The organism is Streptomyces sp. UG1, from assembly GCF_049974585.1.
In the GTDB taxonomy this organism is placed as follows: domain Bacteria; phylum Actinomycetota; class Actinomycetes; order Streptomycetales; family Streptomycetaceae; genus Streptomyces.
In genome coordinates this window covers 125230-145047 of record NZ_JBNGGG010000004.1, presented here as the reverse complement: position 1 = coordinate 145047, position 19818 = coordinate 125230, and the positions used below count along the sequence as shown (strand labels likewise).

The following is a 19818-nucleotide window of genomic DNA, read 5'->3' as shown; positions in this document are numbered from 1 at the left end:
CTTGAAGGCCTTACATGACAGGAATGTGTTCAACTCTTGAATGAAGCGGGAGTGTGGATCAGCGCAGCCGCTGGCTGATGACCTTCGACACGCCGTCGCCCTGCATGGAGACGCCGTACAGCGCGTCGGCGACCTCCATCGTGCGCTTCTGGTGCGTGATCACGATGAGCTGAGACGCCTCCTGCAGCTCCTGCATGATGCGGATCAGCCGCTGGAGGTTGGTGTCGTCGAGGGCGGCCTCGACCTCGTCCATGACGTAGAACGGGCTCGGCCGGGCCTTGAAGATCGACACCAGCATCGCGACGGCGGTGAGTGAGCGCTCACCACCCGAGAGCAGCGACAGCCGCTTGACCTTCTTGCCGGGCGGGCGTGCCTCGACGTCGACCCCCGTGGTCAGCATGTTGTCGGGGTCGGTCAGGATCAGTCGTCCCTCGCCGCCCGGGAACAGCCGGCTGAAGACGCCCTCGAACTCCCGGGCCGTGTCCCGGTACGCCTCGGTGAAGACCTGCTCGACGCGCTCGTCGACCTCCTTGACGACCTGGAGCAGGTCGGCGCGGGTCTTCTTCAGGTCTTCCAGCTGCTCGCTGAGGAACTGATGCCGTTCCTCCAGCGCCGCGAACTCCTCCAGCGCGAGCGGGTTGACCTTGCCGAGCTGCTGGTAGGCGCGCTCGGCTGCCTTGAGCCGCTTCTCCTGCTCGGCCCGGACGAAGGGCTTGGGCCGGTTGCGGGGGTGCTCGGGGTCGTCGGGAAGCTGCTCGCCCTCGGCGGGCGGGGACGGCGGTACGAGCTGATGAGGGCCGTACTCGGAGACGAGCCCCGCCGGCTCCACACCCAGCTCCTCCAGGGCCTTGGTCTCGAGCTGCTCGATCCGCATCCGCTTCTCGGCGCCGAGGACCTCGCCGCGGTGGACGGAGTCGGTCAGCTTGTCGAGTTCGGCCTTGAGGTCGCGGCCCTCGTTGCGCGCGGCGGCCAGCTCCTGCTCACGCCGCGCCTTGGCGGCCTCGGCGGCGCCGCGCTCCTCCTCGGCGCGGGCGACGGAGACCTCGACGTGCGCGAGGAGTTGCCGCGCTCCGGAGGCCACGGCCTGAGCGACGGCCGCCTCGTGGCGCAGCCGGGCCCGCCGCTGCTCGGCACGCGCGCGTGCGTCTCGCTCCGCTCGGGCGGCGCGGTCGAGGGAGTCGGCACGGCCGGCGAGTCCCTTGACGCGTTCTTCGTGCGTACGGACCTGGAGGCGGGCCTCCATCTCGGTCTGGCGCGCGTTGGCGCCGTCGGCGGCGAGACGGTCCCGTGCCGACGTGTCGGGCTCCTCCTCGACCGGCATCTCCTCGGCCACGGCCAGCCGCTCGGCCAGCTCCTCGACGTCCTGGAGTGCCTTGTCGAGCGCGTCCTGCGCCCGCGCGGCGGCGGCGACGGAGCGCTCCGCTTCACCGGCCGCGCCCCTCGCCTGGCCGGCGAGCCGACCGAGCTGCTGGGCGACGGACGACTTCTCCCGGTCGGCCGCGCGGCGGCGCTCTGCGAGCTCCTCGACACGGGCTGCGCATTCCTTACGCCGTTGTTGTGCCGCGTGCTGCGCCTCGGTGAGCTCTTCGCAGCGGACGGCGAGCTCTTCCAGTTCGGCGGCGGCCTCGTCCACGGAGGCCTGTACTTCGAGGAGGCTCGGGGCGCCCGCGGAGCCGCCGTGGGCGAAGTGCGCGCCGAGGAGGTCGCCTTCGGCGGTCACGGCGGTGAGGTCGGGGTGGGCGTAGACGAGGTCCTCGGCTTCTTCGAGGGTGCCTACGACGACGATGCCGTGGAGGAGGTGGCGGATGGCGGGCATGAGGTCGGCGGGGGCGCGGACGAGATCGGCCGCGTGAGGTTGTCCGGCGGCTGCGGGTTCGTTGGGGCTGGGCGCGCCCACGTGGCGGTAGCCACATGTCGGACACTGCCCCGCGCCCCTTTGGGGCGCCTTTGGTGACCCTGCCAATAGCAGTGGCGCCCGGCCCCCGTCCTGCTTCCGCAGCAACCGGATCGCCTCCGCCGCCGCCGACGGTGACGTCACCGCGATCGCGTCCGCCGCCGCCCCGAAGGCCGCGGCCAGCGGGACCTCGTAACCCGGTGTCACCGTCAGCAGTTCCGCCGCCGGGCCCAGCAGTCCCGTGAGGCGGTCCTTCGCGCCGAGCAGTGCGCCGGTGCCGTCCTTGCGCCGCAGGCCCAGGGCCAGCGCCTCATGGCGGGCCTGGGTCGCGGCGCGCTCCCGTTCCGCCGCCGTGGCCGCCTCGCGGGCGGCGGTCAGGGCGGCCTCGGCCTCCGTGAGCTGTCGCTTGGCCGCCTCGTGCTGTTCGCCGAGTTCCGCGTCGCCGGCGTCGAGTCCGTCGACCTCGGCCTTCAGAGCCTCGTACTCCTCCTGCGCGGCGAAGGCCCGCTCCTGGGCCTCGTCCCGCGCGGCGGCCAGGCGCTCTATCTCGGACTGGGCGGCGGCGGCACGCGAACGGGCCGCGTTGACCTGCCCGTTCAGCCGGGCGAGCCCTTCGCGGCGGTCGGCGATGGCGCGGGCGACGTCCTTCAGGCGGCGCTCTTCGAGGGCGAGGTCCCGCTCCAGTTCGGCGCGGTGGGCGACGGTGTCCTCCAGGGCACGCTCGGCCGCCTCCAGGGCCGCCTCCAGCTCGGCCTCCTGCTCGCGGATCCGGGCGGCCTCGCGCTCCATGTCCTCGGGGTCGCGGCCCCGGCGTTCCTCCGGCGGCGTGGAGGTGGCGCTCTTCACGCGCGCGTCGGCCAGCGAGATCGTGCCGCGCACCCGCTCGGCCAGTTGGGACAGCTCGTACCAGGTCTGCTGGGCCCGCTGCAGGCGTGGTGCGAGCCGGCGTACCTCGTCCTCCAGGAGGGCCTCGCGCTGGAGCGCCTTCTTCAGCTCCTGCTCGGCGGCCTCCTTGCGCTCCTTCAGCGCTGCCTCGTCGGCGACCTCGGCCTGGAGCGCCTCGCGCAGCCGTACGAGATCGTCGGCGAGGAGGCGGAGCCGGGCGTCGCGCAGGTCGGCCTGGATGACGGCGGCCCGCCGGGCCACGGCGGCCTGCCGTCCCAGGGGCTTGAGCTGCCTTCGAAGCTCGTCGGTCAAGTCCTGCACGCGCGCGAGGTTGGCCTGCATCGCGTCCAGCTTCCGCAGCGCCTTCTCCTTGCGCTTGCGGTGCTTGAGGACGCCCGCGGCCTCCTCGATGAAGGCGCGGCGGCCCATGGGGTCGGCGTGCAGGACGGAGTCGAGCTGGCCCTGGCCGACGATGACGTGCATCTCGCGGCCGATGCCGGAGTCGGACAGCAGTTCCTGGATGTCGAGCAGGCGGCAGGTGTCGCCGTTGATCTGGTACTCGCTGCCGCCGTTGCGGAACATGATCCGCGTGATGGTGACCTCGGCGTACTCGATGGGCAGGGCCCCGTCGGAGTTGTCGATGGTCAGCGACACCTCGGCGCGGCCCAGCGGCGGGCGGCCGGTGGTGCCGGCGAAGATGACGTCCTCCATTTTGCCGCCGCGCAGCGACTTGGCGCCCTGCTCGCCCATGACCCAGCTCAGCGCGTCCACGACGTTGGACTTGCCCGAGCCGTTCGGTCCGACGACGCACGTGATGCCCGGCTCGAACCGGAGCGTGGTCGCCGAGGCGAACGACTTGAACCCGCGGAGGGTCAGGGCCTTGAGGTGCACGCCGCTGGACTCTACCTTCCGGGATTGTCTCGCTCCATGAACGCACGGTTTCACCGATGAACGTGCAGGGCACACCAGACGTTAAAGAAGGTGAAAGGATGCGCGGGGCATTAAGCCGGGGGCAAGAAAGAAGGGACGCCGAAGCGTCCCTTGCAACTTCTGACGGCTGGGGAACCAGTCGTCTGACAACTACTTAGCGGTTGGATACGGGCGGCCCAACCACTGCTGGTGCTGTCGTGGAGCGATGCAGTGATCAGGTGAGCGCAGGCTCCGCCTGGTGTGCGTCGATGCTCTCCATGATCCTGTCGTGAGAAGCGGCAGCCGTCAGCGCGTCGTTCTCCGCCTGGATCCGTACAAGCTCGGATTCCAGGTCCTGGACACGCTGCTGGAGCCGTCGCATCTCGGCGAGGAGTCGAGGGTCGGAGCCGCCGACGTAACCGAGAAGCGCCTTTGCCATGATGGATGGTCCTCCACACTGAGTGACCGACCGAAGCGGTGTGGGTCGTGAGGGATTCGCACCCGCGGTTGCTTGGGAGGCCTGGAGTTGTGCTGCCGTTCAGCCACGCCAAACAGCTAAGGTGCGCGGGGCTTTCAGCGTCTCACCAAAAAGTTTGACGGTCAACACGATCACGCCCCGTATTGGCGGGCAAACCCGGGGCACACGGCCGGAAGCGGCGGTGCGGCGACTCCTGCGGGCCCTTCGGGGCGTGGCGATCATCCTTCAGTGCGGAGCCTGCCACCACTGGCCGTTCTTGGCAACCACCTGCTCATTTCTGCTCGGGGCAGTTGCCGGTGGCAGGTCCCTCCGCTTGCTCCAGGGTCGATTTACAGAATCGGCTCAACGGATGGCGAAGCCGTCGTAGCCCCCGCGAGGTGTGTCCCAGATCTCGGTGACACCGTCGACCCGCCCGGGCGTGTCGTCGCCCTGGAGCCAGTCGAGCAGTCCTTGACAGCCGTCCCGAGCCCCCTCGGCGACCACCTGGACGCGTCCGTCGTCCAAATTGAGAGCAAAACCACTCAGGCCGCCGATCTCGAGGGCCTTGGCCCGCGTGAACCAGCGGAAACCCACGCCTTGGACGCGTCCACGCACCCAGGCGACCAGCCGCACATCCTCGCTCATGACTGCAACCTAACGGGCCAATGTCTCTCGGGGCACTTCCTCCTCTGGCGCCATGCGGTACCGTCCCCACCCAATGAATCTCATATGAAACTCACTCGATCGTGTGAGTTCTGTGAGGACGTTGAGACCGCAGGGACGAGGAAGGCCAGGACATGGGACGCCACCGACGCTCCGCCGCCGGCCGCGCCGCCACGGGCCGCGCCACGGGGGTCACACATACGGACGGCTCTTATACGGAGGGCCACGACCCACGCGACTCGTACGCGAGCGACCGACCCACCAGAGGCATCGCGCCCTATCTGAACCCGGAGGCGTACGCCGAGGCCTACGCGCGCAGTGACGCCTACCTCTTCGCCACGGACGACGACTACGCCCGGCTCACCGACACCACGACCTTCCCGGCCCAGGCCGGGTCCATCAGCGGCTCCGACGCGGGCGCCGCGTTCCGCAGCGGGGGCTTCGCGCCCGAGGCCGGCCCCCGGCGGCCCGGGGGCATGCACCGCCGCCGCAAGAAGAAAGCCGCGGTCCCGGTGAAGACCGGTCTGCTCGGCGCCTCTGCCGCCGTGGCCATCGGCACGGTCGCCGTCGCCTCGGGCATGGTGCCCGGCCTGGACAACTACCAGCTCGGCGGCGGCAACGGGCCGGACCGGGTGCAGGCCGCCGACACCCCGACCAACACCCCCGCCGAGCAGGGCGGCACCTCCGGCAGCGCCGACCGGGACGGCAGCGGCGACGCGACCAGCCGCGGCGCCGGGCGGCCCGCCTCGCCGGCTCCGTCGACCTCGCCGGCCGCGCCGACGAAGACCCCGTCGAAGAAGCCGTCGGCGACGCCGAGCGAGAAGCCGGAGGGGACTCCTTCGCGCAAGGCCACGAAGGCGCCGGCTCCGGAGAAGACGAAGGAGCCTCAGAAGGAGCGGAGCAGCGCCCCGGTGCAGGTCTCCGCGGAGTCCGCCGCCGCGGCGGAGGTGCTGAAGCTCGTCAACGAGGAGCGCGCCCAGGCCGGCTGCAGCCCGGTCGCCGCCAACAGCTCGCTCACCGATCTGGCCCAGGCCTTCAGCGAGGACATGGCCGAGCGCGGCTTCTTCGACCACACCTCCCCCGACGGCGCCTCTCCGTGGGACCGCGCCGCGAAGGCCGGCATCACCGACCTCGGCGGCGAGAACATAGCCCGCGGCCAGGCCGACGCGGCCGCGGTGATGGACGCCTGGATGAACAGCCCGGGCCACCAGGCCAACATCCTGAACTGCGACTTCAAGACCCTGGGCGTCGGCGTGCACTTCGGCGCCGGCGGGCCCTGGTGGACGCAGGACTTCGGGTACTAGGCCGACGAACACTAACAATTAGTTAGCGCCAACCCTGCGTTAGCGCTGCGTGCGAGTACGCTTGGGTCATGGACACCACCCAGGAGCTCACCGGGGCGCAGGACCTCCCGTACAACGTGTTCGCCAAGGCCTGCCCCTCGCGCGGCACGCTGGAGCACGTCACGGGTCGCTGGGGCGGGCTCACGCTCGGCGCGCTGTACGAGGGCTCGCTGCGCTTCAACGAGCTGCGCCGCAGGGTCGACGGCGTCAGCGAGAAGATGCTGTCCCAGACGCTGCACGCCCTGGAACGGGACGGCCTGGTGCACCGCGAGGCACAGCCGACCAATCCACCCCGGGTGGACTACGAGCTGACGCCGCTCGGTCGCGAGGTCGCCAAGCGGCTACTGAGCCTCATCCACTTCGTGGAGGGGCAGATGGACGACGTGATCGAAGCACGCCGGCGTTACGACGAGACGCGCGGCGCCCTCTGACACTTCGGGCAGAAGTAGCTGGACCGGTTCATCCAGGGCCGGCGGCGCATCGGCGTACCGCACCGCTTGCACGGCAGACCCTCGCGGCCGTACGCGTCCAGCGACCGGTCGAAGTAGCCCGACTCGCCATTGACGTTGACGTAGAGGCTGTCGAAGCTGGTGCCGCCCACCGCGAGGGCCGCGTTCATCACGTCCCTTACGTGGCCCAGGAGTTCGAGGCTGCGCGGGCGGGTGAAGGTCGCCGTCGGGCGCTCGTAGTGGAGGCGGGCGCGCCAAAGCGCCTCGTCCGCGTAGATGTTGCCGACGCCGCTGATCAACGACTGGTCGAGCAGGGCCCGTTTGATGGTGCTGCGCTTGCGGCGCAGGGCCTGGTGGAAGGCCTCGTCGTCGAAGAGGGGGTCGAGCGGGTCGCGGGCGATGTGCGCGATGACGTCGGGCAGTCCGTCGGGGGTGTTGTCGTGCAACGACAGGCCGCCGAAGGTGCGTTGGTCCACGAAGCGCAGTTCGGTGTCGAGCGCGTCCGCGAACCGCACCCGGATCCTGAGGTGCTTCTCGTCGGGCGCGTTCTGCGGCTGGACCAGCAACTGACCGCTCATCCCGAGGTGGGCCAGGACCGACTGGCTGGTGTCCTCCAGGGGCAGCCACAGGTACTTGCCGCGGCGGCTCGGCACACCGATGCGGTGGCCCTTGAGACGGTGCGCGAAGTCGTCGGCACCGGCGATGTGCCGGCGTACGGCACGCGGGTGCAGCACCTCGGCGTCGGCGACCGTGCGATGGGCGACCCACCGCTCCAGGCCGCGCCGTACGACCTCGACCTCGGGCAACTCGGGCATGGGATCCCCCGTACGCACCTTGCGGGTATGGGCCGAGCGCCCGCCCCATGGCCGGGACGGGCGCTCGGATCGCGCTGTTCGGTCAGGCGGAGGCCGACGCGTCGGCGTCGGGTCCGGCGGCGTTCGCGGCCGCCTTCTTGGCGCGCTCGTCCGCCGCGGCCTTGATGGACCGCCACGCGGATTCCGCGGCCTGCTGCTCCGCCTCCTTCTTGCTGCGGCCGGTGCCGGTGCCGTACGAGACGCCTCCGACGCGGGCGGCAGCAGTGAAGGTCTTCTCGTGGTCGGGGCCGGTCTCCGTGACCAGGTACTCGGGCACTCCGAGGCCTTCGGTCGCGGTGAGCTCCTGGAGGCTGGTCTTCCAGTCCAGGCCGGCTCCGAGGTTCGAGGACTTCTCGATCAGGGGGTCGAACAGACGGTGCACCAGCTCCGCCGCCGAGTCCAGGCCCTGGTCGAGATAGACCGCGCCGATCACCGCTTCCAGGGTGTCGGCGAGGATGGACGCCTTGTCCCGGCCGCCCGTGCCCTCTTCACCACGGCCGAGCCGGATGAAGGAGCCCAGGTCGAGCCCACGGCCGACCTCCGCCAGCGCACGCGAGTTGACCACCGCGGCCCGCAGCTTGGCCAACTGGCCTTCGGGCAGATCGGGGTGGGTGCGGTACAGCGTGTCCGTGACCACGAGGCCGAGCACGGAGTCCCCGAGGAACTCCAGGCGCTCGTTGGTCGGCAGACCGCCGTTCTCGTACGCGTAGGAGCGGTGGGTCAGCGCACGCACCAGAAGGGCGGACTCGAGCTTGTACCCGAGCCGCCCTTCCAACAGCGTGTGGGACGAGGCCGTGTTGTCCGATGCGTTCTTCTTCGGCGTGGACACAGTGCCTCTCACCAGCCGCTCAGACCTCGAGGACCTGGCGCTTGTTGTAGGTGCCACAAGACGGGCACGCGATGTGCTGCTGCTTGGGCTCGTGGCAGCGCTCGCACGCAACCAGGGTGGGGACCGCAGCCTTCCACTGCGACCGGCGGTGGCGCGTGTTGCTGCGCGACATCTTCCGCTTCGGAACAGCCACGGCTACTTCTCCTGCTTCTCGTCGACGCCCGCTTCGGCGCCGCTCTTGTCGTCCTTATCGCCGGGTTCGAGTGAATCGGCGAGTCCCTGCAGTGCCGCCCAACGGATGTCGACGGCGTCGTGGTGGTGGTCCGGGTCGTCCGCGAGACGTGCTCCGCACTCGGCGCACAGTCCCGGGCAGTCTTCCCGGCACACCGGCTGCATCGGCAGTGCGAGCACCACCGCATCGCGCAGCACCGGTTCGAGGTCGAACAGACCGTCCTCGAGGAAGAGCCTGTCCTCGTCTTCCTCGGCGTCGTCGCCGGGCTCCGCACCGTGGTGGTGACGGCCCCGATCGTCGGCGTCAGGGTACGAGAACATCTCCTGGAAGTCCGCTTCCACATCGAGCTGAAGCGGCTCCAGACACCTTACGCACTCCCCCTCGGCCTGTGCACGGGCGGTGCCTGTGACGAGCACCCCTTCCATGACCGACTCGAGCCGGAGTTCGAGCTCCACCGGGGCGCCTTCCGGCACTCCGACGACTCCCTGGATACCGAAGTCCTTGGGGGCGTCGACCTCGCGGGTCAGGCGCTGCAGCGCACCGGGCCGCCGGCCCAGCTCGTGCGTGTCGAACACGAGAGGGTTGCGGTGGTCGAGGCGGGCTGTCACGCCATTCCTGCTTTCGATCTGCTGAGCTCAGAGGGTCACTGCCCCGCGGTGTTCCCGGGCAGCGTTGATCGCGGACGTACGCGCGACCGAAGAGCCAGGATACTGGACCTTTCGCTCACGGCCCAATCCGGTGGTCCCCTACTGGCCGCGCCCCTGTTCGTACGCCCTCAGCTGCTCCGGGGTGATCATGCTGGTGTCGAAGAGACTGGTCTCGTCGAGGGCGGCGTAGGACTGCTGGGGCTGCTGGGGCTGTTGCGCCGCCTGCTGCGGGTCGTAGGCCGGCTGCTGGCCCTCGTAGCCCTGGTAGGCGTAGGGATCGGCCTGCTGGTAGCCGTAGGGGTCCTGCTGGCCGCCGTAGCCCTGCTGGTAGCCGCTGCCGTACGGATCGGCGGTCTGCTGCTGGTAGCCGTACGCCGGCTGCGCGGTCTGCGGGTCGTACTGCGGCTGTGGCGGTACGGCGGCCGGCTGCTCGGCGGGGGCCGCCGGGGTGTCCTGCTCGGCGAGCGCCGCGAGGTCGGCGAGGTAGTCGGCGTCGCTGGAGTGCCGGACGCTGCTGTTGTCGTCGGCGAGGGCGCCGAGGTCGTCGGTGGCGATACGGCCGTGCAGCTTCTGCCGGCCGCGGCCGACGGCCTGAAGGGTCTTGGCGAGGACGGCCTCGAAGGCGCCGAGCTTGGCGTCGACGTACTGGTCGGCGTTCTGGCGCAGGGTCTCCGGGTCATGGCTGCGCTCAGGGGCGTCCTCGTCCTCGTAGCCGTTCTCGTCCACGCCGGGACCGGTGCCGAGCAGCTTCTCGCGGCCGCGGCCGACGGAGCCGAGGGTCTTGGTGAGGACGACCTCGAAGTTGGCGAGCTTGGAGTCGACGTAGTCGTCCGCCTCCGCGCGGATGTCCTCGGCCTCCTTGCGGGCCTCGGCGACGATCCGGTCGGCCTCGGCCTGGGAGCGGCGGGCGACCTCGGTGTCGGAGATCAGCGAACCGCGCTCGGCGTGCGCGCCCTGGATGATCCGCTCGGCCTCCTGGCGGGCCTGCTCGACCATCTGCTCGCGGTCGCCGATCAGCTCCTGGGCCTGGGCGAGGGAGCCGGGCAGGGCCGCACGGACCTCTTCGAGCAACGAGAGCAGTTCGGCGCGGTTGACCACGCACGAGGCCGACATCGGCATCGAACGGGCACCTGAGACGGCCGCGACGATCTCGTCGAGCTTCTTCTGTACGTCCACCGTGTGCTCGCCACTCTCTACAGACCTGTGATGGAGACGGACGGGTCGACTGTAGCCGCCCGTTCAGCCTTGGCGCAGACGCTTGTTGAGGGCCTCCAGGACCACCGGCGGCACGAGGTGGGAGACATCGCCGCCCCAGGTGGCCACCTCCTTCACGAGGGAGGAGGACAGGAAGCTGTAGGTGGGGTTGGTCGGCACGAACAGCGTCTCCACGCCCGACAGGCCGTTGTTCATCTGCGCCATCTGCAGCTCGTAGTCGAAGTCGCTGACCGCGCGCAGGCCCTTGACGATGGCCGGGATGTCGCGCTGCTTGCAGAAGTCGACGAGGAGGCCGTGGAAGGCCTCGACGCGGACGTTGCCGTACTCGGCGGTGACCTGGCGGATCAGGTCGATCCGCTCGTCGACCTCGAACAGGCCCTTCTTGGCCTTGTTGATCATGACGGCGACATAGACCTCGTCGTACAGCCTGGAGGCGCGGGAAATGATGTCGAGGTGTCCGTTGGTGATCGGGTCGAACGACCCGGGACAGACGGCGCGGCGCACTTGTGATCCCTCGCTCTCCGGTCCGGTCATCGTGCGTCTTCGCACGTAGAGGCGTTGTCGCCGGTGGCGGCGGCGCGACCGTACCAAAACGTTCCCTCGCCGTAGCGACGGGCCCGGATCGCTGCGAAGCCGTCCGGCCACCGGAACTCCCCGCCTCTGGTGCTGCGCTCCACGGTGACGAGGGCCTCCGGCGCGAGCCAGCCCTCCGAGCGGAGTGTGAGCAGAATCTCGCGAAGATCGTGATCTGAGACTCGGTACGGCGGGTCGAGGAAGACGATGTCGTACGGCTCGGTCGGTGATGGGGTCTGGATGATCTGTTCGGCTTTGCCCGACCTCACCTCGGCGCCGGGGAGGCCGAGGGTCTTGACGTTCTCGCGGACGATGCGGGCCGCTCGCGCGTCGGCCTCGACGAGGAGGGTGTGGCTCGCGCCGCGGGACAGGGCCTCCAGGCCGACGGCGCCCGATCCGGCGTAGAGGTCGAGGACGCGTTCGCCGTCCAAAGGGCCTCCCAGCAGGGACTGCCAGGTGGAGAAGAGACCTTCGCGTGCGCGGTCGGAGGTGGGGCGGGTGCCGGTCCCTGGCGGGACGGCCAGGCGACGTCCGCCGGCTGCGCCGGCGATCACGCGGGTCATCTTTGGTCCTTGGTTGTGGGTGGCCTTAGGTATCAGTGTGGCTGGTCGCGCCCGCGCGGCGGTAGCCGCATATGGATTACAGCCCCGCGCCCCTTGGGTTGGCACGCTCACCCCTTTTCCAAGTACTGCTCCCTCTCCTCGTCCAAAAGGGCATCCAGGGCCGTCCGTAGGCCGGGAAGCTGCGTCAGTTCCGGGTCGGCCGCCACCACGCTCGCCGCCTCCTCCCTCGCCTCCGCGATGATCTCCTCGTCCTCAATGACCGCCAGGACCCTCAGACTGGACCGCGCACCCGACTGGGCCTGCCCCAGGACGTCTCCCTCCCGGCGCTGCTCCAGGTCGATGCGGGAGAGTTCGAAGCCGTCGAGGGTGGCGGCGACCGCGTTGAGGCGCTGGCGGGCCGCGCTGGCCTCCGGCATCTCGGTGACCAGGAGGCACAGGCCCGCCGCCGAGCCTCGGCCCACTCGGCCGCGCAGTTGGTGGAGCTGGGAGACACCGAAGCGGTCGGCGTCCATGATCACCATCGCGGTGGCGTTGGGGACGTTCACACCGACCTCGATGACCGTGGTGGCGACCAGGACGTCGGTCTCGCCGGCCGCGAAGCGGCGCATCACGGCGTCCTTGTCGTCCGGGGGCATACGGCCGTGCAGGACCTCGACCCTCAGTCCTTGGAGCGGGCCCTTGGCTAGGTGGTCCGCCACGTCGAGGACGGCGAGCGGCGGGCGCTTCTCCGCCTCGTCCTCGGGGGACTTCTTCTTGCCGGTCTTCTTCGGGTCGTCCTCCTCGTCGCCGATGCGGGGGCAGACGACGTACGCCTGATGGCCGTTGCCGACCTCCTCGCGCACCCGCTCCCAGGCGCGGGCGAGGAAGTGGGGCTTGTCGGCGGCCGGGACGACATGTGAGGCGATGGGCGAGCGGCCGGCGGGGAGCTGGTCGAGGACCGAGGTCTCCAGGTCGCCGAAGACGGTCATGGCGACGGTGCGCGGGATGGGGGTGGCCGTCATGACCAGCAGGTGCGGGGGCTGCTTGCCCTTGCCGCGCAGGGCGTCGCGCTGCTCGACGCCGAAGCGGTGCTGTTCGTCGACCACGACCAGGCCGAGGTCGTGGAACTGCACCTTGTCCTCGATCAGGGCATGCGTGCCGATCACGATCCCGGCCTCTCCGGTGACGAGATCGAGCAGGGCCTGGCGGCGGGCGGCGGCGCCCATGGAGCCGGTGAGCACCACGACCTTCGTGGCCTGCTCCGCCCCGCCCAGCATCCCGCCCTCGGCCAGCTCGCCCATCATCTCGACGATCGAGCGGTGATGCTGCTGGGCGAGGACCTCGGTGGGTGCGAGCATGGCGGCCTGGCCTCCGGTGTCGACGACGGCGAGCATGGCACGGAGGGCCACCATGGTGTTGTGGGTCACCGTGAAGTTGTCGGTGACGTAGGCGTGGCTCGGGTGGGCGAGGCTGATGCACTGGGCCGGCTTCCGTCCCACGTACTCGACCGCCCGAATCCCGCGTCGGAATGTGTTGAATTTCGGGCGGGGGCCCAGCTGTTCGGCCTTGCGTGTCAGCCTGAACGGGGCGTACAGATCGGGCAAGGACACGGAGACGTTGAACGCCTCCCGCTTCGGCAGGATCCGGGCCCGACCTCCCAAAGAGCGCGCCAGCCAGGCGACGTCCTCCGCGAGCGTCCGCGAGGCTGAGCAGAACGAGGCGCTGAAGCCGCCCGTGTGGACCGTGCCGTCGGTGTCCATGAGCCCTTGGAGCACAGCCAGGCGGTTCTTGATCGACGTGTTCTTGAACGCTTCGGGAACGAATTTGCCATGCGACGTCACGCCCCAAAGGTTCAGGTCCCGCAAGGTCTGGATCACTGGATTGCGAGCGCCGCCCGCACGGTGGGTCATCTGGATCGTGTAGTCGCAGCGGGATCCCTTCACCGGGATCAGTTGGCATTCCGGCGCCACGGCCATCGCCACTGCATCACGGATCTCGGCGTCGATCGTGGACAGGCGAAGGTTGTGCCGGAATGAGCCGTCGCCCAAGAGGAGGCCGAACAGGTACGGATCAAGAGGGAGCCCGGAGTCGTCCCCGAGGTCAACCGGCGTGGCCGCCGGGAGATACCACTTCGAAGATCCGTTGGCCTTGAACGTGTCCAGGCGGATCTCCCGAGTCGTCATGACCTTGGGGGGCTGTCCACGGTGCCATCCGCAACTCGTGCCGACGATCCAGAGGTGTTCGTCGTCGCACTCGACAGAACTTCCGTCGGAAAGGACCAGCCGCCAGACATCGCGCTCTCCTTGCGGGAAGACACCGTCGATCAGCGCGATCTCTCCGTCCGGCACGATGACTTCGTCCCCCACCCTCAAGTCCTCCATGCGGCGGAAACCGGCGGGTGTGAGCACGAGCGAGTCGAGAGGCTGAGCCTTGCCCGAACCCACCTCTCCCTGCAGCAGCCGGTGCATCGGATGCTCCGTCGCGAGGTCGTCGAAGATCTCCCGGGAGACCTTTCGCTGGCCCTCTGTGAGGGTGAACGGGAGGCGGTCGTCGAAGGCGGTGAGGAGGCCGTCCTGGGCGGGCCTCCTCGGTGCCGCCGGCAGTTGCGCGTCGGCGTGGCGGCGGCGGGCGAGCGCCACCTGGAGGACGAAGGCCTCGTCCCACTTGAGGCGGGAGCGGGCGTCCTCGATGTCGGCCTTGGTGTGCGGTCGGTGGATCTTGAGGAGGGCCTCGGGGAGGGGGACCAGGCCGCGGCCCTCGCGCAGGGCGTCGGGGAGGGGGTCGATCGCCTCCTGGGCGCTGGGCAGGACCGTCTGGATGGCCTTGCCGATCTTCCAGGACTCCAGCTTGGCGGTGGCGGGGTAGATCGGGATCAGGGCGCCGGCCCAGGTCTCGATCGTCTCCTCCGAGTCGCCGCGCAGCAACTCGTACGCCGGGTGTGCCAGTTGGAGCCGGCGGTTGAAGACGGAGACCTTGCCCGCGAACATCGCGCGGGTGCCCGGCAGGAGCTCCTTGTGGGGCTTGTGAACGCCGTTGCCGAAGAAGACCAGTTGGAGGCGGCCGCTGCCGTCGGTGATCGTGACCTCCAGGCGCTGGCCCTTGCCGCGCGGGGCCTTGCTGGAGGCGAAGGTGTGCAGACGGGCGTCCGCGACCATGGCGACCACCGTGACGTGCTCGTCCATGGGGAGGTCGGCGAGGTGGGTGAGCTGGCCCCGCTCCTCGTATCTGCGCGGGTAGTGGTGCAGGAGGTCGCCCACGGAGTGCAGGCCGAGATGCTCGGCCATCACCTTCGCGGTGGCGGGGCCGAGCACTTTCTTCAGTGGTTCTTCCAGTGCGGGCACGAGATCCATTCCACACCACGGCACTGACATTGCCGTAGAGGTCGTGGCGGCCGTCCCGGCAAAGGTCCCGGAAACCCCTGGTCAGACGGCTCGCTTCGGCCCTAGGATGGCGCGCTCCGGCCATCCTTTCGCGGTCACCGCCTCACCGGGACCGCCCGACCCCGCGCCGTCGCCCAGTCCCCCCAACGGCGCAGCGACGATGGACTCCCAGACCTCACAGTCATCCCAGGCACCTCAGCCGTCCCAGTCACCTCATACGTTCCAGGTCGACCTGCGCGGTCTGGTGGACCTGCTCTCGCACCATCTCTACTCCAGTCCGAAGGTCTATCTGCGCGAGCTGCTGCAGAACGCCGTCGACGCCATCACCGCCAGACGCGCCGGGGATCCGGACGCGCCCGCCCAGGTACGGCTGTACGCCGAGGAGGGCACCCTGCGGGTCGAGGACTCCGGGGTCGGGCTGACCGAGGCGGACGTGCACAACCTCCTGGCGACCATCGGGCGCAGCTCCAAGCGCGCCGAGGGGCTGCAGGAGGCCCGGTCCGACTTCCTGGGGCAGTTCGGTATCGGTCTGCTGGCCTGTTTCGTGGTCGCCGAGCGGATCCGGGTGGTCAGCCGCAGCGCCCGTACGCCGGACGCGGCGCCGGTGGAGTGGACGGCCACGGACGACGGTTCGTACACCGTGCGGACCCTGCCCGGCGAGGCCCGCGCCGAACCGGGCACCACCGTGCACCTGGTGGCGCGGGCCGGGGCCGCCGAGTGGCTGGCGGAGGACCGGGTCCTGGCGCTGGCGCGGGACTTCGGCTCGCTGCTGCCGTACGACGTGCGGGTCGGCGACGAGGCGGTCACCGACCTGCCGGCGCCCTGGAACCGCTCGTACCCCTCCCCCGCCACCCGGAGGGTGGCCCTGGCCCGGCACTGTCACGACCTGTTCGGCTTCACTCCGCTGGACTCCGTCGAGCTGGACGTACCGCTCGCCGGGATCCGGGGCGTGGCCTACGTCCTTCCCTCGGCGGTCAGCCCGGCCCAGCGGGCCGGTCATCGCGTCCACCTCAAGGGCATGCTGCTGACCGAGCGGGCCGAAGAGCTGCTGCCCGACTGGGCGTTCTTCGTGCGGTGCGTGCTGGACACGGACAGCCTGCGGCCCACGGCCTCGCGCGAGTCGCTGTACGAGGACGAGACGCTGGCGGCCGTACGGGAGGCGCTGGGCGAAAGGATTCGGTCCTGGCTGACGGGGCTGGCGGCCGGTGATCCGGAACGGCTGGCGGCGTTCCTGTCGGTGCACTACCTGGGGGTCAAGTCCCTCGCGCGGCACGACAAGGAGATGCTGCGCACGATGCTGCCGTGGCTGCCGTTCGAGACGACCGACGGGCGGCTGTCCCTGGAGGAGTTCGCACAGCGGCACCCGGTGGTGCACTTCACGCGGACCGTCGAGGAGTACCGGCAGGTCGCGCCGATCGCGTCCGCGCAGGGCGTCGGGGTGATCAACGGCGGTTACACCTACGACAGCGAGCTGGTCGAGGCGCTGCCGTCGGTGCGGCCGGGGACGGTCGTCGCCGAGCTGGACGCGGACACCGTGACCGCCCATCTGGACGCGGTCGACGCGGCCGAGGAGCTGGCCCTGTCGGGCTTCCTGGCGGCCGCGCGGGCGAAGCTCGACCCACTGGGCTGTGACGTGGTCCTGCGCGCCTTCCATCCGCTGTCGGTGCCCGCGCTGCACCTCGACGACCGGGCGGCCCGGCACGAGCAGGCGCGCGCGGAGGCCGAGGAGCAGGCCGACGACCTGTGGGCGGGCATCCTCGGCTCGCTGCGCGGCAGCGCGCCACGCGCGCGTCTGGTGCTCAACCACCTCAACCCGCTGATCCGGCGGATCGGTTCGCTGGGCGATCCGGAGCTGATCGGCACCGCCGTCGAGTCCCTGTACGGGCAGGCTCTGCTGATGGCGCAGCGCCCGCTCAGGCCGGCCGACTCGGCGCTGCTGAACCGGGCCTTCATCGGCCTGCTGGAGTGGGCCACGAACGGCGAGGGAGGCCGCTGATGAGCGAGATCACCGACTTCGACGCGCTGCGCCGGGCGATGGCGGACAACGGCGCGGAGCCGGAGGGCCCCGCCCGCAACGCGCGCGCGGAGCGGTTGCTCGTCGAGGCCGAGAAGCTGAACGTCCCGCTCGCCGTGATCGAGGCGCTCGGGCACCAGCTCAAGGTCTACAACTACAGCTCCGAGAAGGACAAGATGTTCGTCCCCTTCGCGCGTCTGCTGCGCATGTGGGACGAGCGGCCCGAGGACTTCGACGCCTACGAGACGCATTCGCTGCACTGGGTCTTCAAGTGGATGTCGTCCGGCATGCTCGACCAGCCGCACATCCCGCTGGCCTCGGTGGAGAAGTGGCTCGGCGAGATGGAGCACCGCTACCGGCTGGCCGGGCACTCCGAACGGGCCGTGCGCAGCGCCGAGTTCAGCGTGGCGGCGCACGTCGGGGACGTGGCGCGCGCGGAGCGGGCGTACGCGGCCTGGCTGGCCGCGGACCGGGACAGCATGGCCGACTGCCACGCGTGCGAGCTGCACGGGCAGGGGTGGTGGCAGGCGGAGCGGGGCCGGGACGCCGAGGCGCTTCGGCTGTGGGGGCCGGTCCTGGAGGGCGAGTTCACCTGCGCCCACGAGCCGCACACGGTCCTCGCGTCCTCCCTGACGCCGCTGCTGCGCCTGGGCCGGGTGGACGAGGCCCGCGCCAACCATCTGCGCGGTTTCCGGCTCGTACGGCCCATGGAGAGCATGCGGGGCGCGTACGCGGACCATGTGGAGTTCTGTGCGCTGACCGGCAACGAGGCGCGCGGCCTGGAGCTGCTCGCGGAGCGGCCGGCGTACTTCACGGACGACGGGCATCCGCGCAGCAAGCTGGACTTCATGACGGTGGTGGCCCTGCTCATGGACCGCCTGGGCGCGCTCGGCCCGGCCGATCTGCGGGTGCCCGGTCCGGCGGGCCGCACCTGGACCGCCCGCGAACTCGCCGCCCACGCGCGCGAGGAGGCCCTCGCCCTGGCCGCGCGCTTCGACGAGCGCAACGGCACGACCCACATCAGCGAGCGGGCACGCGCGCGTATGCGGCAGGAGCCCCTGGTCGAACGGCTGCCGCTGGGGGTGCGTACGGCGGCGAGGCCGACGCCGGCCGCCACGCCCGTCAAGGTCCCCGAGGACACGCGCACGCAGCCCGACCTGCCCGCGCTGATCGCCGAGGCACGGCGGCTGTCGGACACCTTGCAGCCGGGTGCCATCGAGGCCTGGGCGGCCGTCTCCCGGGCCGCCGAGGGCGTCGAGCTGGCTGCCCTCGACCGCGCGGAGATCGTCGACCACAGGGCGATGGACCTGGGCCCCGAGGGCATCCCCCTGTTCGCGGAGGCGGCCGAGCTGTACGCGGCCGCGGGCGACCCTGGCGAGGCGCTGGCGGCACGCGCGCGTGGCGCGTACGTACGGGCGCTCACGGGCGAGGTCTCCGAGGCCCTGACGGCGATCGCCGGCCTGTACGACGAGGCGCTTGCGCTGTACTCCGAGGACGGCACGGGCGTACGGCAGACGGCGGCCGTGCTGATGAGCCGGGCGCGGATCCTGATGCGGCGGGTGCACGAGGCGCAGGACACGGTCCAGGAGGCCGTCCTGGCCGACGCCGAGTCCGCCGCCCGTGAGGTGCTCGCGCTCGTCGAGGGGCAGACCGGGGACGATGTGCGGCTCGCCTCGCGGGTCGCGGAGGGACAGGCGATGCTCGCCGAGCTGGCGGCGCTCACGGGGGACGTGGAGGGGGCCGCGGAGCTGTTCGCGCGGGCCTCTGCGGCGTTCGTCGGGGCGGGGCTGCCGTGGTTCGCGGTGGAGTACGAGGCGCGGCTGGCCGGGCTCGCGCACCATCTCGGCGACACGGCGGAGGCCGAGCGGGCGCTGCGGGCGGCCCTGGAGCACGGCGGGCCGCACCTGGAGGCCACCGGGCGGGCCCAGTTGCACCTCCAGCTCGCCGAGGTGCTCGGCGGCCGGGGGCGGTCCGAGGAGGGCGCCGAGCACGCCCTGCAGGCGGCGCACTGGGCCGACGAGGCGGGCGAGAGCCGCACGCTGGGCGCCTGGGCACGGCACCAGCTCGGCGGGTTGCTGCTGCGGCAGGGGCGGTTCGCCGAGGCCGCCGAGGTGCTGGAGTCGGCGCTGCCCGACCTGAGCGCCGGGACGCACGGCGACGGGGCGGTCGTGCAGACGCAGTGGTGGCTCGGCGACTGCCTGAGCGAGCTGGGCGAGCACCGCGCGGCGGCCGAACGCCGGCTGCAGGCGGCCGAGATCGCCCGGCACTGGCCCGAGCAGCACGACCATGCCACGCTCGCCCACCTCGCCGCCGAGTCGCTCGGCCACGCGGGGCTGCAGGCCGAGGCGGACCAGGCGTACGCGCGCGCGGGCGGTCTGTGGCGCTCGGTCGGCAACGTCCACGGCCTCGTCCGGTCCTTGCGCGCCCGCGCGTGGCTGGCGCTGCGCGAGGACGACGGGCAGGACGCGGCGTCGGGGCTGATGGCGAGCGCGGTCGAGGAGTGCGGGGCGGCGCTGGAGGCGGCCGACGACGAGGACGCGCGGATGCGGCTCGTCGCCGAGCTCGGCCACACCCACCGTCAGTTCGGCGACCTGCTCGCGCGGTCCGCCGCGGAGGACGCCGAGGACGAGTCGATCCGCGGCGCCCTCGAGGAGGTGCTGGCCCAGGTGACGCGGGCCGTGGACGTGTTCGCGTCGCTGGGCGAGACCGCCCTGCACAGCCGCACCGGCGCCGAGCTCGCCGCGGGCTGGCTGGAGGCCGACCTGGGCCGCCCGGCCGGGGCGGCGGCACGCGCGCGTGCGGTGCTCGCGGCCTACGTCGGAGCCGGGGAGGACGACGAGGCGGCGCGGGAGCGGCGGGCGGAGGCGGAGCAGATGCTTCAGGTGGTGCGGGAGCAGGGCGGGGAGTAGGGGGTGCTGTACGGGGCTCTCAC

At 71.0% G+C, this 19818-nt stretch carries 15 protein-coding genes; 4 read left to right on the top strand and 11 right to left on the bottom strand.

Features of this window, described 5'->3' with window-relative positions:
- Window positions 1-58 precede the first annotated feature (58 nt).
- From smc to ACP4J3_RS06035, 3 genes are all read right to left on the bottom strand, one after another.
- Complete coding sequence (gene smc, locus ACP4J3_RS06045; RefSeq protein ID WP_426531157.1) at window positions 59-3670, bottom strand: chromosome segregation protein SMC; 3612 nt, start codon at window positions 3668-3670, stop codon at window positions 59-61.
- Window positions 3671-3923: 253 nt separating this feature from the next.
- The gene (locus ACP4J3_RS06040; protein WP_058922942.1) at window positions 3924-4127 is read right to left on the bottom strand and encodes a hypothetical protein; all 204 of its coding nucleotides are present in this window, start codon (window positions 4125-4127) and stop codon (window positions 3924-3926) included.
- A 381-nt stretch (window positions 4128-4508) separates the two neighbouring features.
- Complete coding sequence (locus ACP4J3_RS06035) at window positions 4509-4790, bottom strand: acylphosphatase (protein WP_426531155.1); 282 nt, start codon at window positions 4788-4790, stop codon at window positions 4509-4511.
- A gap of 152 nt (window positions 4791-4942) precedes the next feature.
- Here ACP4J3_RS06035 and ACP4J3_RS06030 point away from each other — a divergent pair, with 152 nt between their 5' ends.
- Window positions 4943-6112, top strand: a complete 1170-nt coding sequence (locus tag ACP4J3_RS06030; RefSeq protein ID WP_426531153.1) for a CAP domain-containing protein — start codon at window positions 4943-4945, stop codon at window positions 6110-6112.
- Between the two features lie 68 nt (window positions 6113-6180).
- Complete coding sequence (locus ACP4J3_RS06025; RefSeq protein WP_426531151.1) at window positions 6181-6582, top strand: winged helix-turn-helix transcriptional regulator; 402 nt, start codon at window positions 6181-6183, stop codon at window positions 6580-6582.
- Here the strand turns inward: ACP4J3_RS06025 and mutM are convergent.
- The 8 genes from mutM to ACP4J3_RS05985 all read right to left on the bottom strand — a co-directional run bounded on the left by mutM (window position 6555) and on the right by ACP4J3_RS05985 (window position 14842).
- Window positions 6555-7415, bottom strand: a complete 861-nt coding sequence (gene mutM / locus ACP4J3_RS06020; RefSeq protein WP_426531149.1) for a bifunctional DNA-formamidopyrimidine glycosylase/DNA-(apurinic or apyrimidinic site) lyase — start codon at window positions 7413-7415, stop codon at window positions 6555-6557. The two genes, ACP4J3_RS06025 and mutM, sit on opposite strands and share 28 nt — an antisense overlap.
- Window positions 7416-7497: 82 nt before the next feature.
- Window positions 7498-8283: a ribonuclease III gene (gene rnc / locus ACP4J3_RS06015; RefSeq protein ID WP_426531485.1), complete on the bottom strand. Its 786-nt coding sequence runs from the start codon at window positions 8281-8283 to the stop codon at window positions 7498-7500.
- 19 nt (window positions 8284-8302) lie between these two features.
- On the bottom strand, window positions 8303-8476 hold the full coding sequence (rpmF, locus tag ACP4J3_RS06010) for a 50S ribosomal protein L32 (RefSeq protein ID WP_003951102.1): 174 nt from the start codon (window positions 8474-8476) through the stop codon (window positions 8303-8305).
- 2 nt (window positions 8477-8478) lie between these two features.
- Entirely contained in the window at window positions 8479-9123 is a 645-nt protein-coding gene (locus ACP4J3_RS06005) for a YceD family protein (protein ID WP_426531147.1), read from the bottom strand.
- 138 nt (window positions 9124-9261) lie between these two features.
- A complete protein-coding gene (locus tag ACP4J3_RS06000) occupies window positions 9262-10338 on the bottom strand; it encodes an ATP synthase F0 subunit B (protein ID WP_426531145.1) in 1077 nt (358 codons plus the stop codon).
- 63 nt (window positions 10339-10401) lie between these two features.
- On the bottom strand, window positions 10402-10881 hold the full coding sequence (coaD, locus tag ACP4J3_RS05995; protein ID WP_426531483.1) for a pantetheine-phosphate adenylyltransferase: 480 nt from the start codon (window positions 10879-10881) through the stop codon (window positions 10402-10404).
- A gap of 26 nt (window positions 10882-10907) precedes the next feature.
- Entirely contained in the window at window positions 10908-11513 is a 606-nt protein-coding gene (rsmD, locus tag ACP4J3_RS05990) for a 16S rRNA (guanine(966)-N(2))-methyltransferase RsmD (protein WP_426531143.1), read from the bottom strand.
- Between the two features lie 107 nt (window positions 11514-11620).
- Window positions 11621-14842: a helicase-related protein gene (locus ACP4J3_RS05985; protein WP_426531141.1), complete on the bottom strand. Its 3222-nt coding sequence runs from the start codon at window positions 14840-14842 to the stop codon at window positions 11621-11623.
- Window positions 14843-15032: 190 nt separating this feature from the next.
- On the opposite strand from ACP4J3_RS05985, the gene ACP4J3_RS05980 reads away from it, so the two are divergent.
- Together ACP4J3_RS05980 and ACP4J3_RS05975 are read left to right on the top strand one after the other, a co-directional pair.
- A complete protein-coding gene (locus ACP4J3_RS05980; RefSeq protein ID WP_426531139.1) occupies window positions 15033-16868 on the top strand; it encodes an HSP90 family protein in 1836 nt (611 codons plus the stop codon).
- Entirely contained in the window at window positions 16868-19795 is a 2928-nt protein-coding gene (locus tag ACP4J3_RS05975; protein ID WP_426531137.1) for a tetratricopeptide repeat protein, read from the top strand. Before ACP4J3_RS05980 ends, ACP4J3_RS05975 begins: the two co-directional genes overlap by 1 nt.
- The last annotated feature ends 23 nt before the right edge of the window (window positions 19796-19818 follow it).

Excerpts from the sequence above, each read along its gene's own strand:
- ACP4J3_RS05985 (WP_426531141.1), bottom strand. The coding sequence starts at position 14,842 with ATGGATCTCGTGCCCGCACTGGAAGAACCACTGAAGAAAGTGCTCGGC.
- ACP4J3_RS06030 (WP_426531153.1), top strand. The coding sequence starts at position 4,943 with ATGGGACGCCACCGACGCTCCGCCGCCGGCCGCGCCGCCACGGGCCGC.
- ACP4J3_RS06035 (WP_426531155.1), bottom strand. The coding sequence starts at position 4,790 with ATGAGCGAGGATGTGCGGCTGGTCGCCTGGGTGCGTGGACGCGTCCAA.
- ACP4J3_RS05980 (WP_426531139.1), top strand. The coding sequence starts at position 15,033 with ATGGACTCCCAGACCTCACAGTCATCCCAGGCACCTCAGCCGTCCCAG.
- mutM (WP_426531149.1), bottom strand. The coding sequence starts at position 7,415 with ATGCCCGAGTTGCCCGAGGTCGAGGTCGTACGGCGCGGCCTGGAGCGG.
- ACP4J3_RS06025 (WP_426531151.1), top strand. The coding sequence starts at position 6,181 with ATGGACACCACCCAGGAGCTCACCGGGGCGCAGGACCTCCCGTACAAC.
- ACP4J3_RS05975 (WP_426531137.1), top strand. The coding sequence starts at position 16,868 with ATGAGCGAGATCACCGACTTCGACGCGCTGCGCCGGGCGATGGCGGAC.
- rsmD (WP_426531143.1), bottom strand. The coding sequence starts at position 11,513 with ATGACCCGCGTGATCGCCGGCGCAGCCGGCGGACGTCGCCTGGCCGTC.
- ACP4J3_RS06040 (WP_058922942.1), bottom strand. The coding sequence starts at position 4,127 with ATGGCAAAGGCGCTTCTCGGTTACGTCGGCGGCTCCGACCCTCGACTC.